We start from the raw sequence: 19,466 nt of genomic DNA on the forward strand, positions 1-19,466 counted from the left end.
CGGTCGGGGCTTTTCTTTTGCCAGATAGTCGAGGATTACATGGATAAGCCAGGACTACGTGACGCACTGCCACAACCGGAGCAGTCTGATACCCGTAACACTCCGTTTTGGAGCAACCTAGACAGCAGCCTGTCAGCAGCCTCTGCCCCGCCTCTCTCCAGTGCCGCTCCGGCTCGCAATCTTGATGTAGGCCTAGGCGATCTAGCACGAGGCATTGGTGCCGGTGCGCTGGATCTGGTCGGCGGGATCGGTGAGCTGGCGGGCCAGGCCAGTGAGTTTGGCAAAAAAAATGTGGGCAAGCAGGGGGGGGACTACCTAGATCAGGCGCGCGCCAACATGGCGAGCAAGCTCAGCCCCATACTGGATGTTGTGGCGGGCGCCGGGGATCTGGCTAAGTCGGGGGCCGGATCACTGACAGAAGGTATGAGCCCCGATGCCAAAGTGGCCATCAACCGTCGTTTGGTCGATGAGACCCCAGAGGGGCGCCTCACCATAGGGGATGGCGCGGGTGATATCGATGTCTGGGCTATGAAGATGGCGCAGGGCGTTGGCTCTTTGGTGCCGACCCTGCTGGCCGGCGGCGTGACTGGTGTTGCAGCCAAGGTCAGCATTGGGCGGGCGGTGACGGCTTCGATGGTCAAACGTGGTGCCACGCTCCAGGTGGCCGAGGCGGTGGCCGCCAAGACCGTCTCCAAACTTGCGACCGGTGCAGCCATTACTACGGGGGCAACGGGGTCGGTTGGTAGTGCTGGGGTGAACACGCGCGAGACAGTGCTTGGCATGAGTTATGACGAGCTGGCGGCCAGTAACATCTTCCGCCAGACCTTTACTCGTATCGACCAAGATCAGCAAACTGAGCGCCTCTCTGACGAGGAAAAGCTGGCTCAGGCCCGGGAAGAGACAGCCAATCTGGCCAGCCGCGCCACCATGAGCGATGCGAAGACCTGGGGCGCCGCTGCCATGGGCTCCATGATGGGTGATGCCATGTTGTTCAAGATGCTTGCAGGCAAGGTGGCTGTGGGCGGCATGCTAAAAGGCGCTGCCAAGGGTACGCTGGGTGAGGGCGTTGGCGAGACACTTGAAGAGGGCGTTCAGCAATATGCGGTGAATGAAGCATTGAATGAAGTAGCTGCTGCAGACATCGACCCGATGAAAGGGGTGGTATCGAGTGCGCTGGAAGGTGGCCTTATCGGTATGGGCACGGGTGGCGTTGTCGGTGCTGCTGGCGGCCTGCGTGGTGGTAAGCAGCAGGTTGATAGCGAGAACGGGCAAGCAGGGTCAGACCCTGCTGTCGATGGGGCGCCCGTTGATCTGGGCGAGCAAGTGCAGACTGACCCGGCAACCGTGCCTGTTGGACCTGATCTGGTCGCAGCAGTGGATGATTTGGCAGAGCCTGGGCCAACCAGTACCGAACAAAATCCGCTTGGCCCAAGCCAAAGCCAGTTTGATGAAATGAGGGATGTACCTGCCTATCTGCGTCAGGACGATACTGCCGAGCGCTTCAAGGGGATGGCTGAGGATACGGAGGTACAGCGCGCCCTGTCTGGTGAGTTCGGCTCGTCGGTGCAAGAGTTGGTTGCAGCCCAGATCAACAGGGGGGAGCAGGGGCCAAGCCTCTACGAGCAGGCTCAGTCTGGCGCACTTGGGGTGGATCCGTTCGCTGGCAACAAAACTGCCTCACAAGTTGCAGCAGAGGGGCGCAAACCGAACGCTCTGAGGGCGCCAACCGAACAAGAGCGAGAGATAGAGGGCTATCGGCAGACGGCCGAGCAGAAGCAAAAAGAGAGCTTGGCTCAACGTGAGGCGTTACAGGGTGCCACATTTGAGCCAGGTATTGAGTCGCAGTATGCCGCAGAGGTTGCCACACAGGCTCGTGATCAAGCGATCACTCGAGCTGGGAGCGAGACCGATTCAATCTTTGGCCCGCTTCAATCGTTACGTATTACCCGCAAGGGCAAGCCGTTCGCCAGTGAAAAAGAGGCTCAGCTTGCCAGTCGCAAAGGAAAGGAGACCCCAGTGCCGCTCAATGGAGGCGGTTTTGGGGTGGCCGAGATTGCAGAGGTGGCGCAAGCCAGAACCGGGCAACTCGACGATACCCATTCCAGCCAACAACAAGCAGAGGTGATCAATGAGCCAGTTACTCCAGTACCTGCAGTCAGCAGTGAGCGACAAGGTGATCAGCCAGGAGCAGGCCAACCAGCTGCAGCAGGTTCTGGGCCAACACCTACCGAACTCACCGACCGAACTAGAGCCGGAGATCCGCCAGATCTCGTTGCTGCTCTACCTACACCAGATGGACCATCTCTTGATGACCCGACACTAACAGCCCCGGCCACTGATGCCGGGGTTGTTGTTTCTGGGGCTGACACACCGGTAGCTCATCCTAAGCCCTGGCATGAAGCCATTGATAACCCTGACGGCACCATCACCCTGAAAGGCGATCTGCCCATGATCAAGCGCTGGGCCAAGGACACCGGCGTGAAGGTGATCCCAGGCAAAGGTGGGCTGGTAGTGGCCACGTCGTCAGCTGCCAAGGTGCGGGAGCTTGCCAAGCCTGCTGCCAGTGAGCCGGTGCAGCAGATCGAAGCTGCTCGCGCCGATGTGGCGCCAGCGCCCACCGACGCACAGAAAGAGGCGGGTAACTACAAGAAGGGGCACCTCACGCTGCAGGGGCTGGATATCGCACTCGAGAACCCCAAGGGCTCCACCCGCTCCGGTACCGATCAGGACGGCAAGGCGTGGCAATCGACCATGGCCCACGACTACGGCTACATCAAACGCACGCTCGGCGCTGATGGTGATCACGTTGATGTGTTTATTGGTGATCAGCTAGATGGCGAGACGGTCTATGTGGTGGATCAGGTGGACCCCAAGACCGGCAAGTTTGACGAGCACAAGGTGATGATGGGCTTTGCTGATGAGCAGGCCGCTCGGGATGGTTACCTTGCCAACTTTGAAAAGGGCTGGAAGGGGCTGGGCGCCATCAAGGCCATGCCGATTGAGGCGTTTAAGCGTTGGCTCAGTGACGGTGATACCACCAAGCCTGTGGTGGCTGGCAAGGCCGAGTCACAGAGCAAGATTGCAGACTTTGGCGAGAAGATTGGTGGGGCGCGCAAGGATACCTGGACGGCGTACCGCGACACCGTTGAAGGGGAGACCACGGAGCAGATAAAGGCGCTGCCGCTCTCCAAGGCATGGCCAGCACCAGACTATGACAAGTTGATTGAGTCAGGGGTGGATCGCCATGCCGTTGCCATTGCCAGGGCTGCTCGTGACGCGATCCCAGCTAAGCCTCGGGTTAGCTATAAGGTCGGCAATTGGGCGCAGGCGGTGAAGTCGCTGCGTGACCTGTCTCTTGGACTGATGGATGGCACTATTGATGCGGATACGGCAAAACGTGTGATGTCGAGCGCTAGCTTGCGCAGTGCCCATGCCATTCAGCACCGGGCAGACCTCTATGTGGCAGTCGGTCATCAACGAAGTCTGGCAGACCTGACGCTCAACCTGGGCAGTTACAGCCTCTACGATGGGGTGAAGTACGACCCACCCAAGGGAATTTGGGCCATTAGCCGCGAGAGTAAGTCGAGTGTTTTCGGTAGCTGGCCCCGCACTATCGCATCAGGAACAAGCAAGGCAGAGGTTATTGCGGCGTTCAAGCATCGTTATGACCAATTAACGCAAGAGGGAACTAAACCCAAAGCAGTCTCGTTCGCAATCTATAGCCGTCGTAATGGGCAAGGCTGGATCGTCGGGAAGAAAGTGGGCCGTAACCACCTGGACCTGACAGAGGCATTCGATAACGTCAGTGATGCCAGACAGTACCGGGATGACCACTATGACGAGCTGGTCAGCAAGTTGGAAAAGGCCAAAGAGATCCCGCATGAGCGCCGTGATATCAATCAGCCTCGTGTGGGCGAGGACATGCGCGGCGGGGCTGATATCACCCCCGAGCTGTTCGGACAAGCATTTGGTTTTCGCGGCGTAGAGTTCGGTAACTGGGTGGAGCAGGGCCGCCGTCAACGGGACTTGAACCATGCCTACGATGCGTTGATGGATATGGCAGCGGTGCTGGGGATCTCGCCCAAGGCATTGTCACTCAATGGTGAGCTGGGGTTGGCGTTCGGTGCCAGGGGAGCAGGTGGGGTAAACCCGGCTGCGGCTCACTATGAGCATGGCAAGGTGGTGATCAACCTCACCAAGATGAATGGAGCCGGTTCGTTAGGGCATGAATGGTGGCATGCGCTTGATGGCTACTTTGCCAGAACTCGAGGCCAACCAGGCGACATGATGACCGAGGCTCTGGATGTGTCTTTGACTGCTCGGGGTAACCCATTCACCCATCGTGGCGCTGTTCGTAAAGAGATGATCGAGGCCTTCGGTGCCGTCAACCGGGCAATCAAGCAGACTGGGCTAAAGGAGCGGTCGCGCAAACTGGATGACAAGCGAAGTAAGGCGTATTGGACTACCGACCGAGAGCTGAGCGCCCGGGCGTTCGAGTCGTATCTGATAGCAAAGCTACAAGACCAAAATGCCAGCAACGATTACCTGGCCAACATTGTCAGTGAGGCGTCCTGGGATGCAGAAGCTGCGCTGGGGATGCGACTTGATGAGAGTTATCCCTACCCGACAGCCGGTGAGGTTCCTGCCATCCGGGCTGGTTTTGATCAGTTCTTTGACGCCATTGAAGAGCGTGAGGAGGGGGATCGCCGGATCCTGTTTTCCAAGCAAGCCATGGCGCAAGGCGACAAGCCCGCTAAGCACCTGACCCAGAAAGAGGCGGAGCTGGTCACCAAGATATGGTTCAGGCAGTACCAGGGGGCAAGTGGCATTAATGTGCAGATCCACGCTAGCCAGGCAGAGCTTGAGCGGGCGCTGGGGCTGGATGCCAAAGAGGGGTTGATCCGGCGAGCTGCGTTTGATGACGACGCCAGCACCCTGCATGTGGCCGCCGACACGATTGCCAATCCTACCCGGATGCGCGAGATCTTGCGCCATGAGGTGCTGGCCCACTATGGGTTGGCCCATGTGCTGGGCGATGGTGGATACACCAAGCTGATGAGCCGCCTGATCCAGTCCAAGAAAAACCCCAGTATGAAGGCCGTATGGGACTGGGTAGATATTCACTATGCCGATGAGGATATCGGGGTTCAGGCCGAAGAGGTGGTTGCCCACTTGGCTGAGCTGGAGCAAAACGCCTGGGGCCGCGGCTGGGATCGTGTGGTGGCATGGGTGACCCGGGCCCTGCGCTCAGTTGGTTTCGTGCCTGACGGTATCAATGCCGCCGAGACCCGTACCCTGATCGAGGGGCTGGGCAAGCAGATGAAACTAGGGGGGCTTGATAATGATGGCCCTGATGGCGGTAAGAAGTTCAGCCAAGAGGCGGAGCACGATGATGATGTGTTCAAGCCGGTTCATTCCGAGGCGCAGGGATATCGGCAGCAATTAGCAAAGGCGATGACATCACCTAAGAGTGGTGAAATCGTTATTGAGCTAGGACGTACACCACCGGTCATTCAAGCGCTCGGAGCACCAGATCTTCCGCTTCGTATTACCAGGGACATCGTTCGTAAGGCTACAAATGGCGTCAAGCATGATGTGCCAATGTCGATCATCGAAAAACTGCCAGAGTTGCTACACGACCCTATTGCTGTGTTCGATTCAAAAACAGAGCAGGGTGCCAAAACCATATTGATTGATGCTAAAGACGGAAGTGGGCAATCGGTGATGGTTGCAGTTCATATGAATGTGACATCTGGACGTACGAGCGTTAATCGTGTAGCAAGTACTTATGGTCGGCCTGGGAGCCAATTCTGGGGCTGGATAGATGAAGGTTTATTACTTTATGCGAGAGAAAAACAAAACCCGCTCGGTTCGACCCAAGGGCTGCAATTGCCCAAGCGTGGTTCACCAGAACGGGTTCCAAACTCAAATATACTCTCCAGAATCAACCTTGCCAAGGATGCTGACAAAGTCCGAGATCGAATCGCTGCGGCAGGACCGCATGCGCCGGCACGAGGCGAACATGAAAGCCCTCGAGACGATGGTTCTCTCCCACCTGATGGTCTGAAATTCAGCCAAACCAATACCGTCGCTGACCAGGCGATGGAAAAACTCAATCTGGGCCCCAAGCCAGACATCATTGATAACACCAAAGCCAACCTTGCCAAGCTGCGATCGGTAGATCGCGGAGTGGTCCAGTCATGGGTTGACCGCTTCATCAAGAAAGCCAACACCGAAGTGCTCGATGCCTTGGCTCCCATCAAGTATGCAGAGCAAGCAGCAGGCATTACGGATGCCGCTGACTCTGGCTATATCGCCGCACGGATGGCCACCGGTGCGGCCTCCACCATGCAGGCGACCATGCTCTATGGCCTGCCGGAGTGGAAGGATGGGGTGATCCAGCGCAAAGCAGGAACCGGTGAGAAAGATGCGTTGCTGGGGATCTTCTCTGACCTGGGGGCCGACTTGCACAACTGGCTTGGCTGGATGGCCGGTCACCGGGCTGAAATCCTGCTGGGACAGGGGCGTGAGAACCTGCTCGATGCCAATGACATCGCTGCGCTGAAAGGCGTTGGCAAGGGCAAAGAGGCCAAATTCATCGAGGCGAAGTCCCGTTGGAACCGGCTCAATGCCGCCACGCTGGATCTAGCGCAGGAGGCTGGGCTCTTTACCGCTGAGGCGAGGGCCGAGTTCGAGAGCGAGTGGTATATCCCCTTCTTCCGTGAATCTGAGGATGGTGACGTGATCGCCCCCTTTAAGCCAAAGGGGATCGCCAACCAGAATGCCGGTATCAAGAAGCTCAAGGGGGGTGAGGCCAACACCAACGATCTGCTCGAGAACATATTCACCTCTACCTCCAAGCTGATTGACGCCTCCATGAAGAACATGGCGGCGCAAAAAACAGTCTGGAACCTAGCGGATACTGGTCTCATCGAGGTGGTGGCCAAGCCCAACATGATGGACTGGCGAGCCCTCAAGAATGGCAAGGACTTGATCACCGTTAAGCTGGAGGGGGAGGACTACATGATCCGGGTTGTGGATCCTGACCTTTACCGCGCCATGACCTTCTTCGATCGTCAGCCGTTCGGAACCATGATTAATGTGGCAGCCAAGGCCAAGCGCCTGCTGACAGCCGGCGTCACCGCATCCCCTGAGTTCATGCTGCGCAACTTCTTGCGCGACTCACTCTCCAGCTGGGTGATCAGCAAGGATGGCTTCAAGCCAGTGATCGACTCCATCAAGGGGGTAAGAAAAACCCTGGCCATGGATGGCAGCACCATCGATGTGATGTTCAGTGGTGCCAGCTTCCTTGGTGGCTACGTCAACGGCAATGACCCTACCGCCATGGCTGACACGGTGCGCAAGTCGCTGCGTCGCAAAGGGATGACGCCAGAGCAGATCGCCAAGTATGAGAAGTCCATCATCCGCAATGCAGCCCATGCCAAAGGCGTGGTGGCTAACGCATGGGAGAAGTACAACAGGCTTGGTGAGGGATTGGAGAATGCCAACCGTGAGGCGGTCTATGATGCTGCCATCAAGGCTGGCAAGAGCCATGCCCAAGCTGCCTTTGAGTCGAAGGACTTGATGGACTTCTCCATGCTGGGCGCTGCCCGAGCAATTCAGGGGGCGGCCATGGTGCTGCCATTCTTCAATGCCCGCCTGCAGGGGCTGGGCAAGCTGACCCGCGAGTTGCGTGACAACCCGCGCGAGATCGCCAAGCGTGCTGGCATGATCACCGCTATGTCGCTCGGCCTGCTAGCTGCCAACTGGGACGATGAGCGGTATGAGGAACTGCAAGACTGGGACAAAGATACCAACTGGCACTTCTTCCTTGGCGATCAGCACTTCCGGATCCCCAAACCGTTCGAGATCGGGGTGATGTTCGGCACCATTCCCGAGCGCATGGTGCGTGCCATAGGCGACAAAGACACCGGCGCCCAGTTCGGCAAGGCGGTGGCCCGGGCGATCGGAGATACCTTTGCCCTTAACCCCACCCCCCAACTGGTCAAGCCGATAGTAGAGGCTGCCTTCAACTATGACAGCTTCCGCGGTGGGCCCATCGATGGCCCTCAGGATTTGGTTGTTCGTGCCGAGGCCCGTTACAACGAGCAGACCAGCTTGCTGATGCGCGAACTGGGCGAGCTGTCAGGCTTCTCACCCAAGCAGTTGGAGCATCTGCTGATCGGCTACACCGGCACTATGGGCAGCTATGTGATGGCGGCGGCAGACGGGTTGATCCGAGCAGGCACCCCTGGTGAATCTGCCAGCTGGCGTGCGGATGAGATCCCACTGGTCAAGGCGGTATACCGTGGCACTGGTCCGGCCAAATCGACCCAACACATGCAAGAGTTCTACCGCATGCTCAGCGAGGTGAACCAGCTCAAACGCACCGTTGATCAGTACCGTAGTGAAGGGCTAACCGATAAGGCCAACGAATTGTTGGAACAGCAGGGCGGGATCCTGAAGTCGCGTCGTAGTTTGAGTCGGACTCAGCAGCAAGTACGGGTGGCACGCAACAAGATAGAGCTGATCCAGCGTGACAAGATTTTAGGCGCTGAAGAGAAGCGGAGGCGCATAGATGCATTACTCTCCCGCCGTAATGATCTGGTGTACTCAGCAGTAAACCAAAACCACCACAACTGGGAATAGTGAAATAGCGGCCCTGGTTGTTTGGGGGGAACAGGAATAGGGTGGGGACCTTAACTTACGAGGACTCGACCATGTGGATACTGCTTGCGCTTGGATTTATGGTGCTGGCGCTGAAAACATTTAGTTTCAGCTTCACGTTAGGCTTGGTTCCTGCAGCGATTGGGTGTTGGTGTTTCAGCATGTCTGACCGAGAGAGCCTAGAAAACTTTATGTCCTTTGGCTTTCTGCTGATCCTGATTGGGTTTGTTGTCTTGGGTATCATTAGCCTATGGTGATATTTAGTTCACAATTTCAGCAGATAAAGAAGGGGTAACAAAGGAACTGGTCGGTTTCTATACACCATGGTAATCAGAAGTGATAGCTTCACTGTTGGTGCTGTATGCATATACAGCTTTTCACAATCGAAAGATTGAGAAGAGACCAACGAGGGACCACAGGATGGAGTTATTACTGACGGAATTTGAAGAGTTTCTGAAAGGCCTAGATCTTACCCTGCAGGAGCAAGGGATAATTGTTCGAATGATGGAGGATCTTCGTTATGAAGCCTCAAAGATACGATGAAGATTAAGTACTCCAATCAGCCCGTTACTTTACGGGCTTTTCTATGCAAATTAGGTGGAAAAAACTGGGGCATTTTTGGGGCATTTTTTTGTGATGTGGCACTTTTGGGGCATTCCATGAAGCGAGATAGAGCTTACAAGGGCTTAAAGAATATGTTTTCTAACCAAATGAATTTGATAACTTTTCTGCTCAAATGGGCTTAAGGTAGCTTACCTGATAGATATTGGAAAAAAAGGGGTGTTTTTTGAGCACAAACACGGCAGACACTTCCTTGAGTTTTCAGCAAATTCGGGATGTGACAGAATACCTCTCTTTTTTGGGATGGCCACAACCCTGTGGCGCTAATGTTGAGTTTCTCCTTGAAGCACGATCAGAGTTTTGACGGGCGCGCCGACAAGTTCGCCCGCAACATTTACGACTCCACCAAGGGGCGCATCCGCACCACCATTGTCTGGAGCGACATCGAAGCTTGCCTGGCCCGCCTTGGCAACCGTCCGCTGCGCATCCTCGATGCGGGGGGCGGTTTTGGCTATTTCGCTCAGAAGCTGGCGGCCATGGGCCATCAGGTGGAGCTGTGCGATCTGTCAGCAGAAATGCTGGAACTGGCCCGCAGCCAGATCGCCGAGAAGGGGCTGGAAGACAAAATCCGTCTCATCCATTGCCCCATTCAGGATCTGAAGCAACACGTGACCGGGACCTTTGATCTGGTGCTCTGCCATGCGGTGCTGGAGTGGCTTGCCGAGCCGCGCCAGACCTTGCTGGGTCTGTTCCCTTTCGTCAATGCCGGGGGCATACTGTCGCTGCTTTTTTACAACCGTCATGGTTTGCTGTTCCAGAGCCTGGTGGTGGGCAATTTTGACTATGTGCGCCTTGGTCTTCGCAAGAAGCGCCAGACTGCGCTTACGCCCACCAATCCCCAGCTGCCGGAGCAGGTCTATGACTGGATTGGTCGCGGGGGGCTGCGCATCATCGGCAAGACCGGGGTGCGGGTGATCCACGACTATATGCGTCACAAGCAGGATCAGGTGGAGAAGTTCGACGATCTGCTGGCCATGGAGCAGCAATATTGCCGTCAGGAGCCTTTTGTCGCCCTCGGCCGCTATATCCATGTGATGGCCCAGAAGCCGGCCAGCTGATTGCTCGCGGTTCACGTCGATGTGAACCATGTTTTCGATGCTACCGGATGTAGCCGCGCGCACGATTTTGCGCCCAATACAACAACGAGATGACAACATCATGATGAGTACATCCCGTACCCTGCCAGAGCGTTCTTTGCCGGAGCTAGTAGGGTGGGTCAGGCAGGAGGGGTTGGCGTTGAGCCTGCCGACCGACCGGCTGGCCTTTCTGATTGCAATCAAGACGCTATCCGAAGATGAGTCGGACCTGTCGGAAGCGGCGCTGCACGATGCCTTTGGCTATGTCAGCAGCGCTTTCGGCCAGATGGACGAGACCCTTACCGGTCGCGCCAACAACGCCATCAACGATCTCATTCGCCAGCAGCTGCTGTCGCGCTTCAATACCGACATGGTGGCGGGGGAGAGCCTCTACCGCCTGTCTCGCTTGGGGGTGAGCATTGTCGACTTCTTTATGGATCAGCGTCAGGTTGACTCCATCAAGCTCTCCATTCTGCTCGAACACCTGGCTGCCGAGCTCGACACCGCCCGCAAGGCGGCGCTCGAGACCAACACCCGCGAGCAGTGGGACGCCGAGGTGCTGCCACGGCTCACCTTCTCGCTGGAAGAGACCCTGGGGCGGATTGATCTCACCCAGCGCGCCATGGATGAGCAGCAGAATCAGGTCAAAAGCGAGATTGCGGCCCTGCTGACCCAGAACTGGGTCGATGCCATTCACAGCTGCGAAAAGCTGCTGCACGAGACCGGCCAGACCCTGCGCGAGCTGCAAGATACCCTGGACGCTGCCGGCCACCGCCTGCAGGCCGGGCTGCTCAACATTCAGGAAGCGGCGCAGGGGCGTGACGATCTGTTCCACGTTGAGGAGCTCACCCACGCCTTGCAAGGTCGTCTTGATGTCATCACCAGCTGGGGTCAGCAGTGCATCGAGCTCTGGTCCCGCTACGACAGGCACGTCCACAAATTTATCCGCAACGCCATCGACATGGACAAGAACCGTGCCTTCAGCCAGCGGCTGCGCGAGTCCATCCGCAACTTCGAGCAGCACAACTGGCAGCTGCGGGTGGCCGAAGAGCCCCGTCTGCTGGAGCTGCGCGACGAAACCATCGCTATCCACGACGAGGAGGTGACCGGTGAGGTGCCCCTCGAGATGGAGTATGTCGAGATGGTGGATATCAACCAGGAGCTGGCCGAGCGCATCGAGCGCTATCTGGCCCGCTACCCCGAGCAGGGCCAGCAGCTGGATCTGGCCGACGTGCTGCGCGAATACCTGCTGGATTACCCGGCTCATGCCCACTTCGATGTGGCGCGTCTTCTGATCGACCAGGCCGTGCGCCTGGGCCATGCCAGCGGCGAGCGCGAACTGCATCGCCAACCCGCATGGAAACCCATTAACCAAGCTGGATCCAAGGTTCAGGCCTATGTCATTGATCAATACTGAGTTTCCCTTGCCGCTGCGCCTCGCAGAGGCGATTGCCAACCCCTTGTTTCCGCGCATCGACACCGCCTTGCGCTCCGGCCGCCACATCAGTGCCGACGAGTTCGAGCAGCATTCGGCGCTGGTCGAATATCATAGCGAGTTGGAGATCTTCTACGGCCGCTATCAGGTGGAGCTGATCAAGGCGCCGGAAGGCTTCTTCTACCTGCGTCCGCGCCCGAGCTCCGACATCGGCACCACTGTGCTCTCCGAGCTCGATATGCTGGTGGGCAAGGTGCTCTGCTACCTCTACCTGAGCCCGGATCGTCTGGCTTCGGAAGGGGTATTCGCCATGGCTGAGCTGCAGGAGGAGGTGCTGAGCCTCGCCGACGAGAAGCAGCTGCTGCGGATGGTCAACAGCCGCTCCGGCGGTACCGATCTCGACAAGAAGAAGCTGCTCGAAAAGATCCGTACCTCCATGCGCCGTCTGCGCCGCCTTGGCATGATCACCGCCCTTGGCAACGGGGATAAATTCCGGGTCAACGAATCGGTGTTCCGTTTCGCCGCCGACGTGCGCTCCGATGAAGATCCGCGCGCCGTTCAGCTGCGGATGATCCAGGAGGGTGAAGCTATCTTCCACGACGACGAAATGCCGAGCAGCGACTCGCTCTTTGATGACATCGAGGCGGATCTCGATGAAGAACAACTGGATCTGGAGGTATAACCGGTGCGAGGCAAGTTCAAATCCCTGACCATGGTCAACTGGAACGGCTTCTTTGCCCGGACCTTCGATCTCGACCAGCTGGTCACTACCCTTTCCGGCGGCAACGGCGCGGGCAAGTCCACCACCATGGCGGCCTTTATCGCAGCGCTCATCCCCGACCAGTCACTGCTCCATTTCCGCAATACCACGGAAGCGGGATCGAGCAGCGCCTCCCGTGACAAGGGGCTCTACGGCAAGCTGCAGCGCGGCCACTGCTATTCCCTGCTGGAAGTGATGAACAGCCGCGAACAGCGGGTCTGGGTCGGCGTGCACCTCGAGCAGGTGGCCAACCGCGACAACAAGGTCAACATCACCCCGTTTGCGCTGGTGGATGTGCCGGAAAATCTGGCTCCGACCGATCTGCTGCTGGAGAAGCTTGATGGCGGCAAGGGGCGGGTACGCGCCTTTACCGATCTGAAAGGTGCGGCCGCCGAGCTGGGGGCGCTGAAAGTCGCCAAATTCAATACGGTGACCGACTATCACAACTTCATGTTCGAGTTCGGCATCACCCCGAAGAAGCTGCGTGATCAAAAAGATCGCGGCAAGTTCTATCGCCTGATCGAAGCCTCCCTCTACGGCGGCATCTCCTCGTCCATCAGCCGTTCCCTGCGCGAATACCTGCTGCCGGAGAACTCCGGGGTGCGCAAGGCGTTTGCGGACATGGAGGCGGCCATCTATGAAAACCGCCGCACGCTGGAAGCCATTAAAGAGACCCAGGGTCAGCGGGATCTGTTCAAGAACCTGATCACCGAAACCACCCACTATGTGGCAGCGGACTATGTGCGCAATGCCGCCGAGAAGAGCCGCCTCTCCGAGCTGGCCCTCAAGGCTCGCCAGGAGCTGGCCGACAAGCGCCGCATTCTGGCCGAAGAGAAACAGCGCGCCATCTATCTGGCCGACGAGGTGGAGCAGCTCACCAACCGTGAGAAACTGCTGACCGACGAGCTGGAGTCTGCCTCCGAGCACCTTGCCAAGGTGATGGCGGCTGTCAGTTTGCAGAAGAAGATCGAGATGTATCGCGCCGATCTGGCGGATCTCTCTGACAAACTCGAACAGCAGCAGGCGGTGGTGGAGGAGATCCACGGCCAGCTGCTGGAAGTGGAAGAGCGCAAGGAGTTGGCGCAGGCCGAGGTAGACAGCCTCAAGACCCAGCTGGCCGATTACCAGCAGGCGCTCGATATTCAGCAGACCCGCGCCATCCAGTACCGTCAGGCGGTGCAGGCCCTCGATGCTGCTCGCGAGCAGTGCGAGCTGCCGGGGCTGACCGCCGAACAGGCGAGCGACACCCTGCACCAGTTCCGTAGCGCCGAGCAGAGCCTCACCAGCCGGGTGCTGGGGGCCGAGCAACAGCTGGCACTGGCCAAGGCGGCAGTGGCCGAGCACGAAGCGGCGCTGGCGCTGCTGCTCAGCATCGCTCCGGAAACAGTGCGCGAGGCCGCCTGGCCCACCGCGCAGGCGCTGCTCAAACGTCACATCGAAGACAAGGCTCGCATCGCCCAGGGTCAGGGGCTGCGCGCAGCGCTGGCTCGCCTCGAGAAAGAGAGCGAAAGCCAGAAGAGCCTCTTCAAGCTGCGTGACGAGCTGCAGCAGGCCTCTGGCCAACTGATTGCCAGCAGCGATGAGCTGGAGATCTTCCTCGAAGCCCAGCGTACCCGTCAGGAGGAGCTCTCCGAGCAGCAGGCGGAGGTGAACCAACGCCGCGCCAGCCTCGAGCATCAGGGTACCCAGCTCGGCCGCGATATTGCGGAGCTGACCAAGCTGGCGCCGCGCTGGCTGAAATCCTTTGAAAAACTCGAGCAGCTGCGCGAGCAGAGCGGTCTGCCGCTGACTACAGCCGAAGAGCTTTCGGCCGGTATGCAAACCGTGCTCGACAAGGAGCGCGAGTTCGAGCAGGAGAGCAATCGCATCGCTGCGCAGAAACAGGCGCTGGAGCTGCAAATTCGCAACCTGCAGCTGGGGGCTGGTGAGGCGGATCCCCGTCTTGCCCGCATCGCCGAGCAGGTGGGGGGCGTGCTGCTCTCCGATGTCTATGACGACATCTCCATCGACGATGCCCCTTACTACTCCGCGCTCTACGGCCCGGCTCGCAGCGCTTTGGTGGTGCTCGACCTTGAGGGCGCCATCGAGCGGCTGAAAAAGCTGGAAGATTGCCCGGAAGATATCTACCTCATTCAGGGCAACCCCGACTCCTTTGACGAGGATCTGGTGGAAGCCGACGAGCTGGGGGACGCCGTGCTGGTGCGCTCCAGCAAGCGTCAGGTGCGCTTCTCCCGCTACCCCGAGCTGCCGCTGTTTGGTCGCGCCGCGCGGGAAAAACGGATCGAGCAGCTCGACCTTGAACGTGAAGGGCTGATCGAGGGCTACGCCAAGGCCGCCTTCGAGCAGCAGAAGTACCACCGTCTCTACGGTCACTTCCGCGACTTTATCGGTCAGCATCTGGATATCGCCTTCCGCCCCGACCCGGAAGCCGAAGTGCAGGCCAAGCAGGCCGAACTGCGCGCGCTGCAAGGTGCCATCGGTGAGTGCGACAAGCAGCTGAGTGATGCCAAAGCGGCCGCCGCCCAGCTGACCCGCCATATCCAGCTGGTACAGGGGATGCTGCCGTTTGCCCACCTGTTTGCCGAGACTGATCTGGCGGCCCGCCTCGAGGCGGCTCACGCCGATGTGGAAGCGCTGAAACAGGCCGAAGCCTTTATCGCCAAGCACGGCAAGTCGCTGGAGAAGCTGGAAACCATGGTGCAGGTGCTGCGTCAGGATCCGCAGGATCTTGCGGCGCTGCAGGCTGCCTATGATGAGGTGAGCGATCTGCTGGCCGAGCAGAAGCGCCGTTGCTACGCCCTCGATCAGCTGGTGGCCCGTCTGCCGCACTTTGCCTATCAGGATGCACAAGACCTGCTGGGCAAGGCCTCCGAGATGAGCGAGCGACTCAAAGAGAAGCTCAAGGCGGCGGAGCTTGCCGCCCGCACCGCTGGCGAGCAGCACAAGCAGATTGCCCTGCGTCACACCGAGGCGTTGCAACTGCGTACCGCGCTCAACTCCAGCGTCGAGGCCAAGCGCCAGACCCTGACCGAGTTCGAGCAGGATCTGGCGGCCATGGGGCTGACCCTCTCTGACGATATGGAAGAGAAGGCGCGTGCCCACAAGAAAGAGATTGAAGAGCTGCTGATCCGCACCCGTTCCCGTCGCACCAGCGCCGAGGCCCAGTTGCAGGTCACCAAGCGGGAGATCGAATCCCTTGGCGGTCGTCTCAAGCTGGAAGGCAAGGATTACTACAGCGCCCGTAAATCTCTGGTGGGTCACAAGGCGAGCTGGTCGCGGGTGGTGCGTCTGGCGCGGGAGACCGATGTCGAGAAGCGCCTCAACAAGCGCGAGCTGGCGTACCTCGACAGCGACGAGCTGCGCTCCATGTCGGACAAGGCTCTCGGCGCCCTGCGGGTGGCGGTGGCCCACGACGAGGCTCTGCGCGATGCGCTGCGTCTCTCCGAGGGCAACCGCAGCACCGAGCAGAAGGTCGCCTTCTACGTGCAGGTCTACCGTTACCTCAAAGATCGCATCCGCAACGACATCATCCGCTCCGATGATCCGGTGGAGGCGATCGAGGAGATGGAGATCGAGCTGGCCCGTCTCGCCGACGAGCTCAAGCAGCGGGAAACCCATCTGTCGCTCTCCTCCCACGAGGTGGCGGCCAAGATCACCAACATCATCCGCCGCGAGCAGAACCGCATCCGGGTGCTCAACCAGGGCTTGCAGAACATCGCCTTCGGTCTGGTGCGCGGGGTGCGTCTCAACGTCAATATCCGCGAGGCCCATACCCGTCTGCTGACGGCGCTGGCCGATCAAACCGCCATGCACAACGATCTGTTCGCCGACAAGGAGCTCAGCTTCTCCGAGGCGATGGCCAAGCTGTTCCAGCGCCTGAACCCGCAGATCGAGCAGGGGGATCGCAGCTATCAGGTGATGGGCGACGTGCTGCTCGACTATCGCAACTATCTGGAGCTGGAGATTGAGGTGCAGCGCGGCGCCGATGGTTGGCTGCGTGCCGAGAGCGGTGCGCTCTCCACCGGCGAGGCGATCGGTACCGGTCAGGCCATCCTCTTGATGGTGCTGATCAGCTGGGAGGAGGAGTCCCGCCGTCTGCGCGGCAAGGATATAGCCCCGTGCCGCTTGCTGTTCCTCGACGAAGCGGCCCGTCTGGATGGCAAATCCATCGCCACCCTGTTCGAGCTGTGCGAGCGGCAGGATATGCAGCTGCTTATCGCGGCGCCCGAGAACATCAGCCCCGAGAAGGGCACCACCTACAAGCTCATCCGCAAGGTGCAGGGCAAGCACGAGCACGTGCATGTGGTGGGTTTGCGTGGCTTCGGCTTTGCCGACGACAAGCTGATTGCCTGAGATGTCTCTGGCCCATCCGACACGGGATGACCGGTAACTAGTTGAAAGGGAGGCATTTGCCTCCCTTTTTACATGGAAGATATGGCAAAGTAGCCGCACCGTCGCTGCGGCCTGACAATAAGGCGAGAAGTTGCTTGCGAACATGCCGCCAGTGTCACCGGCCGCATCGAAGATGCAAAAATAGCGCAGAGTGGAAAGAAGAAGAGAGGAGAGGGGAAAGGTGCAACATATCCAGAAAGGGCTGCTGTTATCTCTTTGCCTGCTGCTGGCGGCCTGTAGCAGCCGTTATGACGAGAGTCACGGCGGCAGCTGGCGCGGCTATAGCGAAACCGGCTATGCCAGCTATTATGCCGACCGCTATCACGGCAAAAAGACCGCCAGCGGCGAGTTATATCGTAACAACCTCAATAGCGCCGCCCATATGGAATTGCCCTTTGGCTCCATGGTGCGGGTCACCAACCTCGCCAATGGCAAGAGCGTAGTGGTCAAGGTCAATGACCGCGGCGCCTTTAAAAGCGGGCGAACTATCGATCTCTCCAAATCGGCCTTTAGCACCATCGGCAATATTCGCGATGGAATTATCAAGGTAAAGGTTGAGGTTCTTTAATATCGAACAACTGGAAGTGGATAACTTCAGATGATATAAAATCGATAAACCTTCATAAATATTTGCATAACTTGACATTAACTATTTAACCTGAGGCCATCATATGGATGTGAGAGAAGTCTGTGTATCTGATGCGCATAACATATTGGCGTTAATGAACCGACTCGACAGTGAAACAACCTTTATGCTCTATGAACCGGGAGAGCGAACTACGACAGAGGTTGAGCAAGCTCAAATATTGGCTTCGTTTGTCGATGCAAACAACAAAGTCATGCTGGTACTGGCAGAGCATGATGAGATCGCAGGCTTTATTGTCGGCATTGGTCAACCAGCAAATCGCAATAAACATGTCTTGTATTGTGTTATCGGTATTCAACAATCTACCACCGGACAAGGATTTGGTAAAAAGTTGTTTTCTGCGCTGACAGAGTGGGCAACAGCGCGGGCTTTTACCCGTATGGAGTTAAATGTCATGTGTCATAATGTCCGAGCTTGTGCTCTTTATCACGCTTGTGGTTTTGAGGTCGAGGGAATAAAGCGAAACTCGATGAAAGTTGATGGTGAATATGTTGATGAATACTTAATGGCTAAGCTGATTTAAGTTATGTCACAATTTAGATTTTTGATTGCCTTTCTTCGTGAAAAAATTAGCATGGTATATTACCATGCAACGGTTATTAAAGTGTTTTGTGGCAAATGTTAGTTCATGTTGATTACAGGATGGATAGAGTGAACTCAGAAAGGAAGCGAAATTCAAAAGTAATTCTATTTTTGTGTAATGGGGTTGAAGAGTATGAGGCCTCAGTATTTACAGATGCCTTTGGTTGGACGACAACTTATGGCCTTGAGCCCATACAGTTAACCGGGAATTCAGATAATAAGTGCGACACTCATGGATGAATGGCGAGAGGTGGCCAACTGCTGATTGGTGGTACCCTTCTGCTCGCCAAAGTAAAAGCAGTATCACCATGAGCTATCAGCAGTTGACCGAGGGGCAACGATACCAGTTATCGGTGCTTCGCGCACAGGGGATGTCCATCCTTGCCACCGCACGCGCCATTGGCGTTCATCGCTCCACCCTCTACCGGGAGCTGCGTCGTAACGCCGGGCCGCAGGGCTACCAGCCAGACAATGCGCATCAGCACGCCACCCACCGACGGGCCAGTGCGGCCAAATCTCGGCTATCTGCCGATGTCATCCAGTTTGTCGAGCTGACACTCGCCTGGTGGTGGAGCCCGGAGCAGATAAGCGCGGTGGGCAAGCAGATAGGCCTCATGGTGAGTCACGAGTGGATATACCGCCATGTGGCCGCCGACAAAGCCCGGGGTGGCCAGTTGTACCGCCATCTGCGCCAGGGCCACAAGCGCTACCGCAAGGGGGCGAGCAGCCTGCGTTCTCCCATCAAGGAAGCCCGCTCTATTGATGAACGGCCGGCTATCGTCGATAGCCGGGAGCGGCTCGGTGATTGGGAGGCGGACACGGTGCTGGGCAAGCAAGGCACAGGTGCACTGGTCACCCTGGTGGAGCGCAAGAGCCGGCTCTATCTGGTCAAGCGGGTCGCGAGCAAACAGGCTGGGGTGGTGCGGGATGCGATAATCGAGATGTTAACTCCCTACATCGAGCAGGTGCATACCATCACCTTTGACAACGGCGGCGAGTTTGCCGAACACAAGGCGATAGAGGAAGCGCTGGGTGCCGAGACTTACTTTGCGCACCCTTACTCTTCGTGGGAGCGCGGTCTGAACGAGAACAGCAATGGGCTGTTGAGGCAGTTTATCCCAAAGGGAACAGACCTGAGAGAGGTCACGGACGAGGATGTCAGGAGAGCGGAGCAGTGGCTCAACCTACGACCTCGGAAATGTCTCGGATTCAGGCAGCCTGTCAAGGTATTCGAAGAGTACCGTCAGGCGGCATAGGCGAGTGTCGCACTTCGAAGTTGAATTCGCG

General features: G+C 57.9%; 9 protein-coding genes. All 9 read left to right on the forward strand.

The window, feature by feature from the left end:
* The first annotated feature begins 39 nt into the window (after positions 1–39).
* The 9 genes from AB5Y67_RS09255 (at position 40) to AB5Y67_RS09295 (ending at position 19,435) form a co-directional block, all read left to right on the forward strand.
* A complete protein-coding gene (locus tag AB5Y67_RS09255) occupies positions 40–8,649 on the forward strand; it encodes an LPD38 domain-containing protein (RefSeq protein ID WP_368207688.1) in 8,610 nt (2,869 codons plus the stop codon).
* Between the two features lie 71 nt (positions 8,650–8,720).
* Positions 8,721–8,924, forward strand: coding sequence for a hypothetical protein (locus AB5Y67_RS09260; protein ID WP_368207689.1), 204 nt, complete (start codon positions 8,721–8,723; stop codon positions 8,922–8,924).
* Between the two features lie 645 nt (positions 8,925–9,569).
* The gene (cmoM, locus tag AB5Y67_RS09265) at positions 9,570–10,346 is read left to right on the forward strand and encodes a tRNA uridine 5-oxyacetic acid(34) methyltransferase CmoM (RefSeq protein ID WP_031227571.1); all 777 of its coding nucleotides are present in this window, start codon (positions 9,570–9,572) and stop codon (positions 10,344–10,346) included.
* A 100-nt stretch (positions 10,347–10,446) separates the two neighbouring features.
* Positions 10,447–11,781: a chromosome partition protein MukF gene (gene mukF, locus AB5Y67_RS09270; RefSeq protein ID WP_005345760.1), complete on the forward strand. Its 1,335-nt coding sequence runs from the start codon at positions 10,447–10,449 to the stop codon at positions 11,779–11,781.
* Positions 11,762–12,481 (forward strand): chromosome partition protein MukE, encoded by a 720-nt coding sequence (mukE, locus tag AB5Y67_RS09275; protein WP_005345759.1) that lies wholly within the window; start codon positions 11,762–11,764, stop codon positions 12,479–12,481. The genes mukF and mukE overlap by 20 nt, the downstream gene beginning before the upstream one ends.
* A gap of 3 nt (positions 12,482–12,484) precedes the next feature.
* Positions 12,485–16,912, forward strand: a complete 4,428-nt coding sequence (mukB, locus tag AB5Y67_RS09280; RefSeq protein WP_201943655.1) for a chromosome partition protein MukB — start codon at positions 12,485–12,487, stop codon at positions 16,910–16,912.
* Between the two features lie 220 nt (positions 16,913–17,132).
* The gene (locus AB5Y67_RS09285) at positions 17,133–17,519 is read left to right on the forward strand and encodes a septal ring lytic transglycosylase RlpA family protein (RefSeq protein WP_064338034.1); all 387 of its coding nucleotides are present in this window, start codon (positions 17,133–17,135) and stop codon (positions 17,517–17,519) included.
* Positions 17,520–17,622: 103 nt separating this feature from the next.
* Positions 17,623–18,120, forward strand: a complete 498-nt coding sequence (locus AB5Y67_RS09290) for a GNAT family N-acetyltransferase (RefSeq protein WP_064338033.1) — start codon at positions 17,623–17,625, stop codon at positions 18,118–18,120.
* A 367-nt stretch (positions 18,121–18,487) separates the two neighbouring features.
* Positions 18,488–19,435: an IS30-like element ISAs2 family transposase gene (locus AB5Y67_RS09295; protein WP_019706001.1), complete on the forward strand. Its 948-nt coding sequence runs from the start codon at positions 18,488–18,490 to the stop codon at positions 19,433–19,435.
* Positions 19,436–19,466 lie beyond the last annotated feature (31 nt).

This window comes from Aeromonas sp. s12 (assembly GCF_040907925.1).
Taxonomy (GTDB): domain Bacteria; phylum Pseudomonadota; class Gammaproteobacteria; order Enterobacterales; family Aeromonadaceae; genus Aeromonas; species Aeromonas veronii.

What these genes read in the sequence shown, in the direction of transcription:
- AB5Y67_RS09255 (WP_368207688.1), top strand. Translation starts at nt 40, where the DNA reads ATGGATAAGCCAGGACTACGTGACGCACTGCCACAACCGGAGCAGTCT.
- AB5Y67_RS09260 (WP_368207689.1), top strand. Translation starts at nt 8,721, where the DNA reads ATGTGGATACTGCTTGCGCTTGGATTTATGGTGCTGGCGCTGAAAACA.
- mukF (WP_005345760.1), top strand. Translation starts at nt 10,447, where the DNA reads ATGATGAGTACATCCCGTACCCTGCCAGAGCGTTCTTTGCCGGAGCTA.
- mukE (WP_005345759.1), top strand. Translation starts at nt 11,762, where the DNA reads ATGTCATTGATCAATACTGAGTTTCCCTTGCCGCTGCGCCTCGCAGAG.
- AB5Y67_RS09290 (WP_064338033.1), top strand. Translation starts at nt 17,623, where the DNA reads ATGGATGTGAGAGAAGTCTGTGTATCTGATGCGCATAACATATTGGCG.
- AB5Y67_RS09295 (WP_019706001.1), top strand. Translation starts at nt 18,488, where the DNA reads ATGAGCTATCAGCAGTTGACCGAGGGGCAACGATACCAGTTATCGGTG.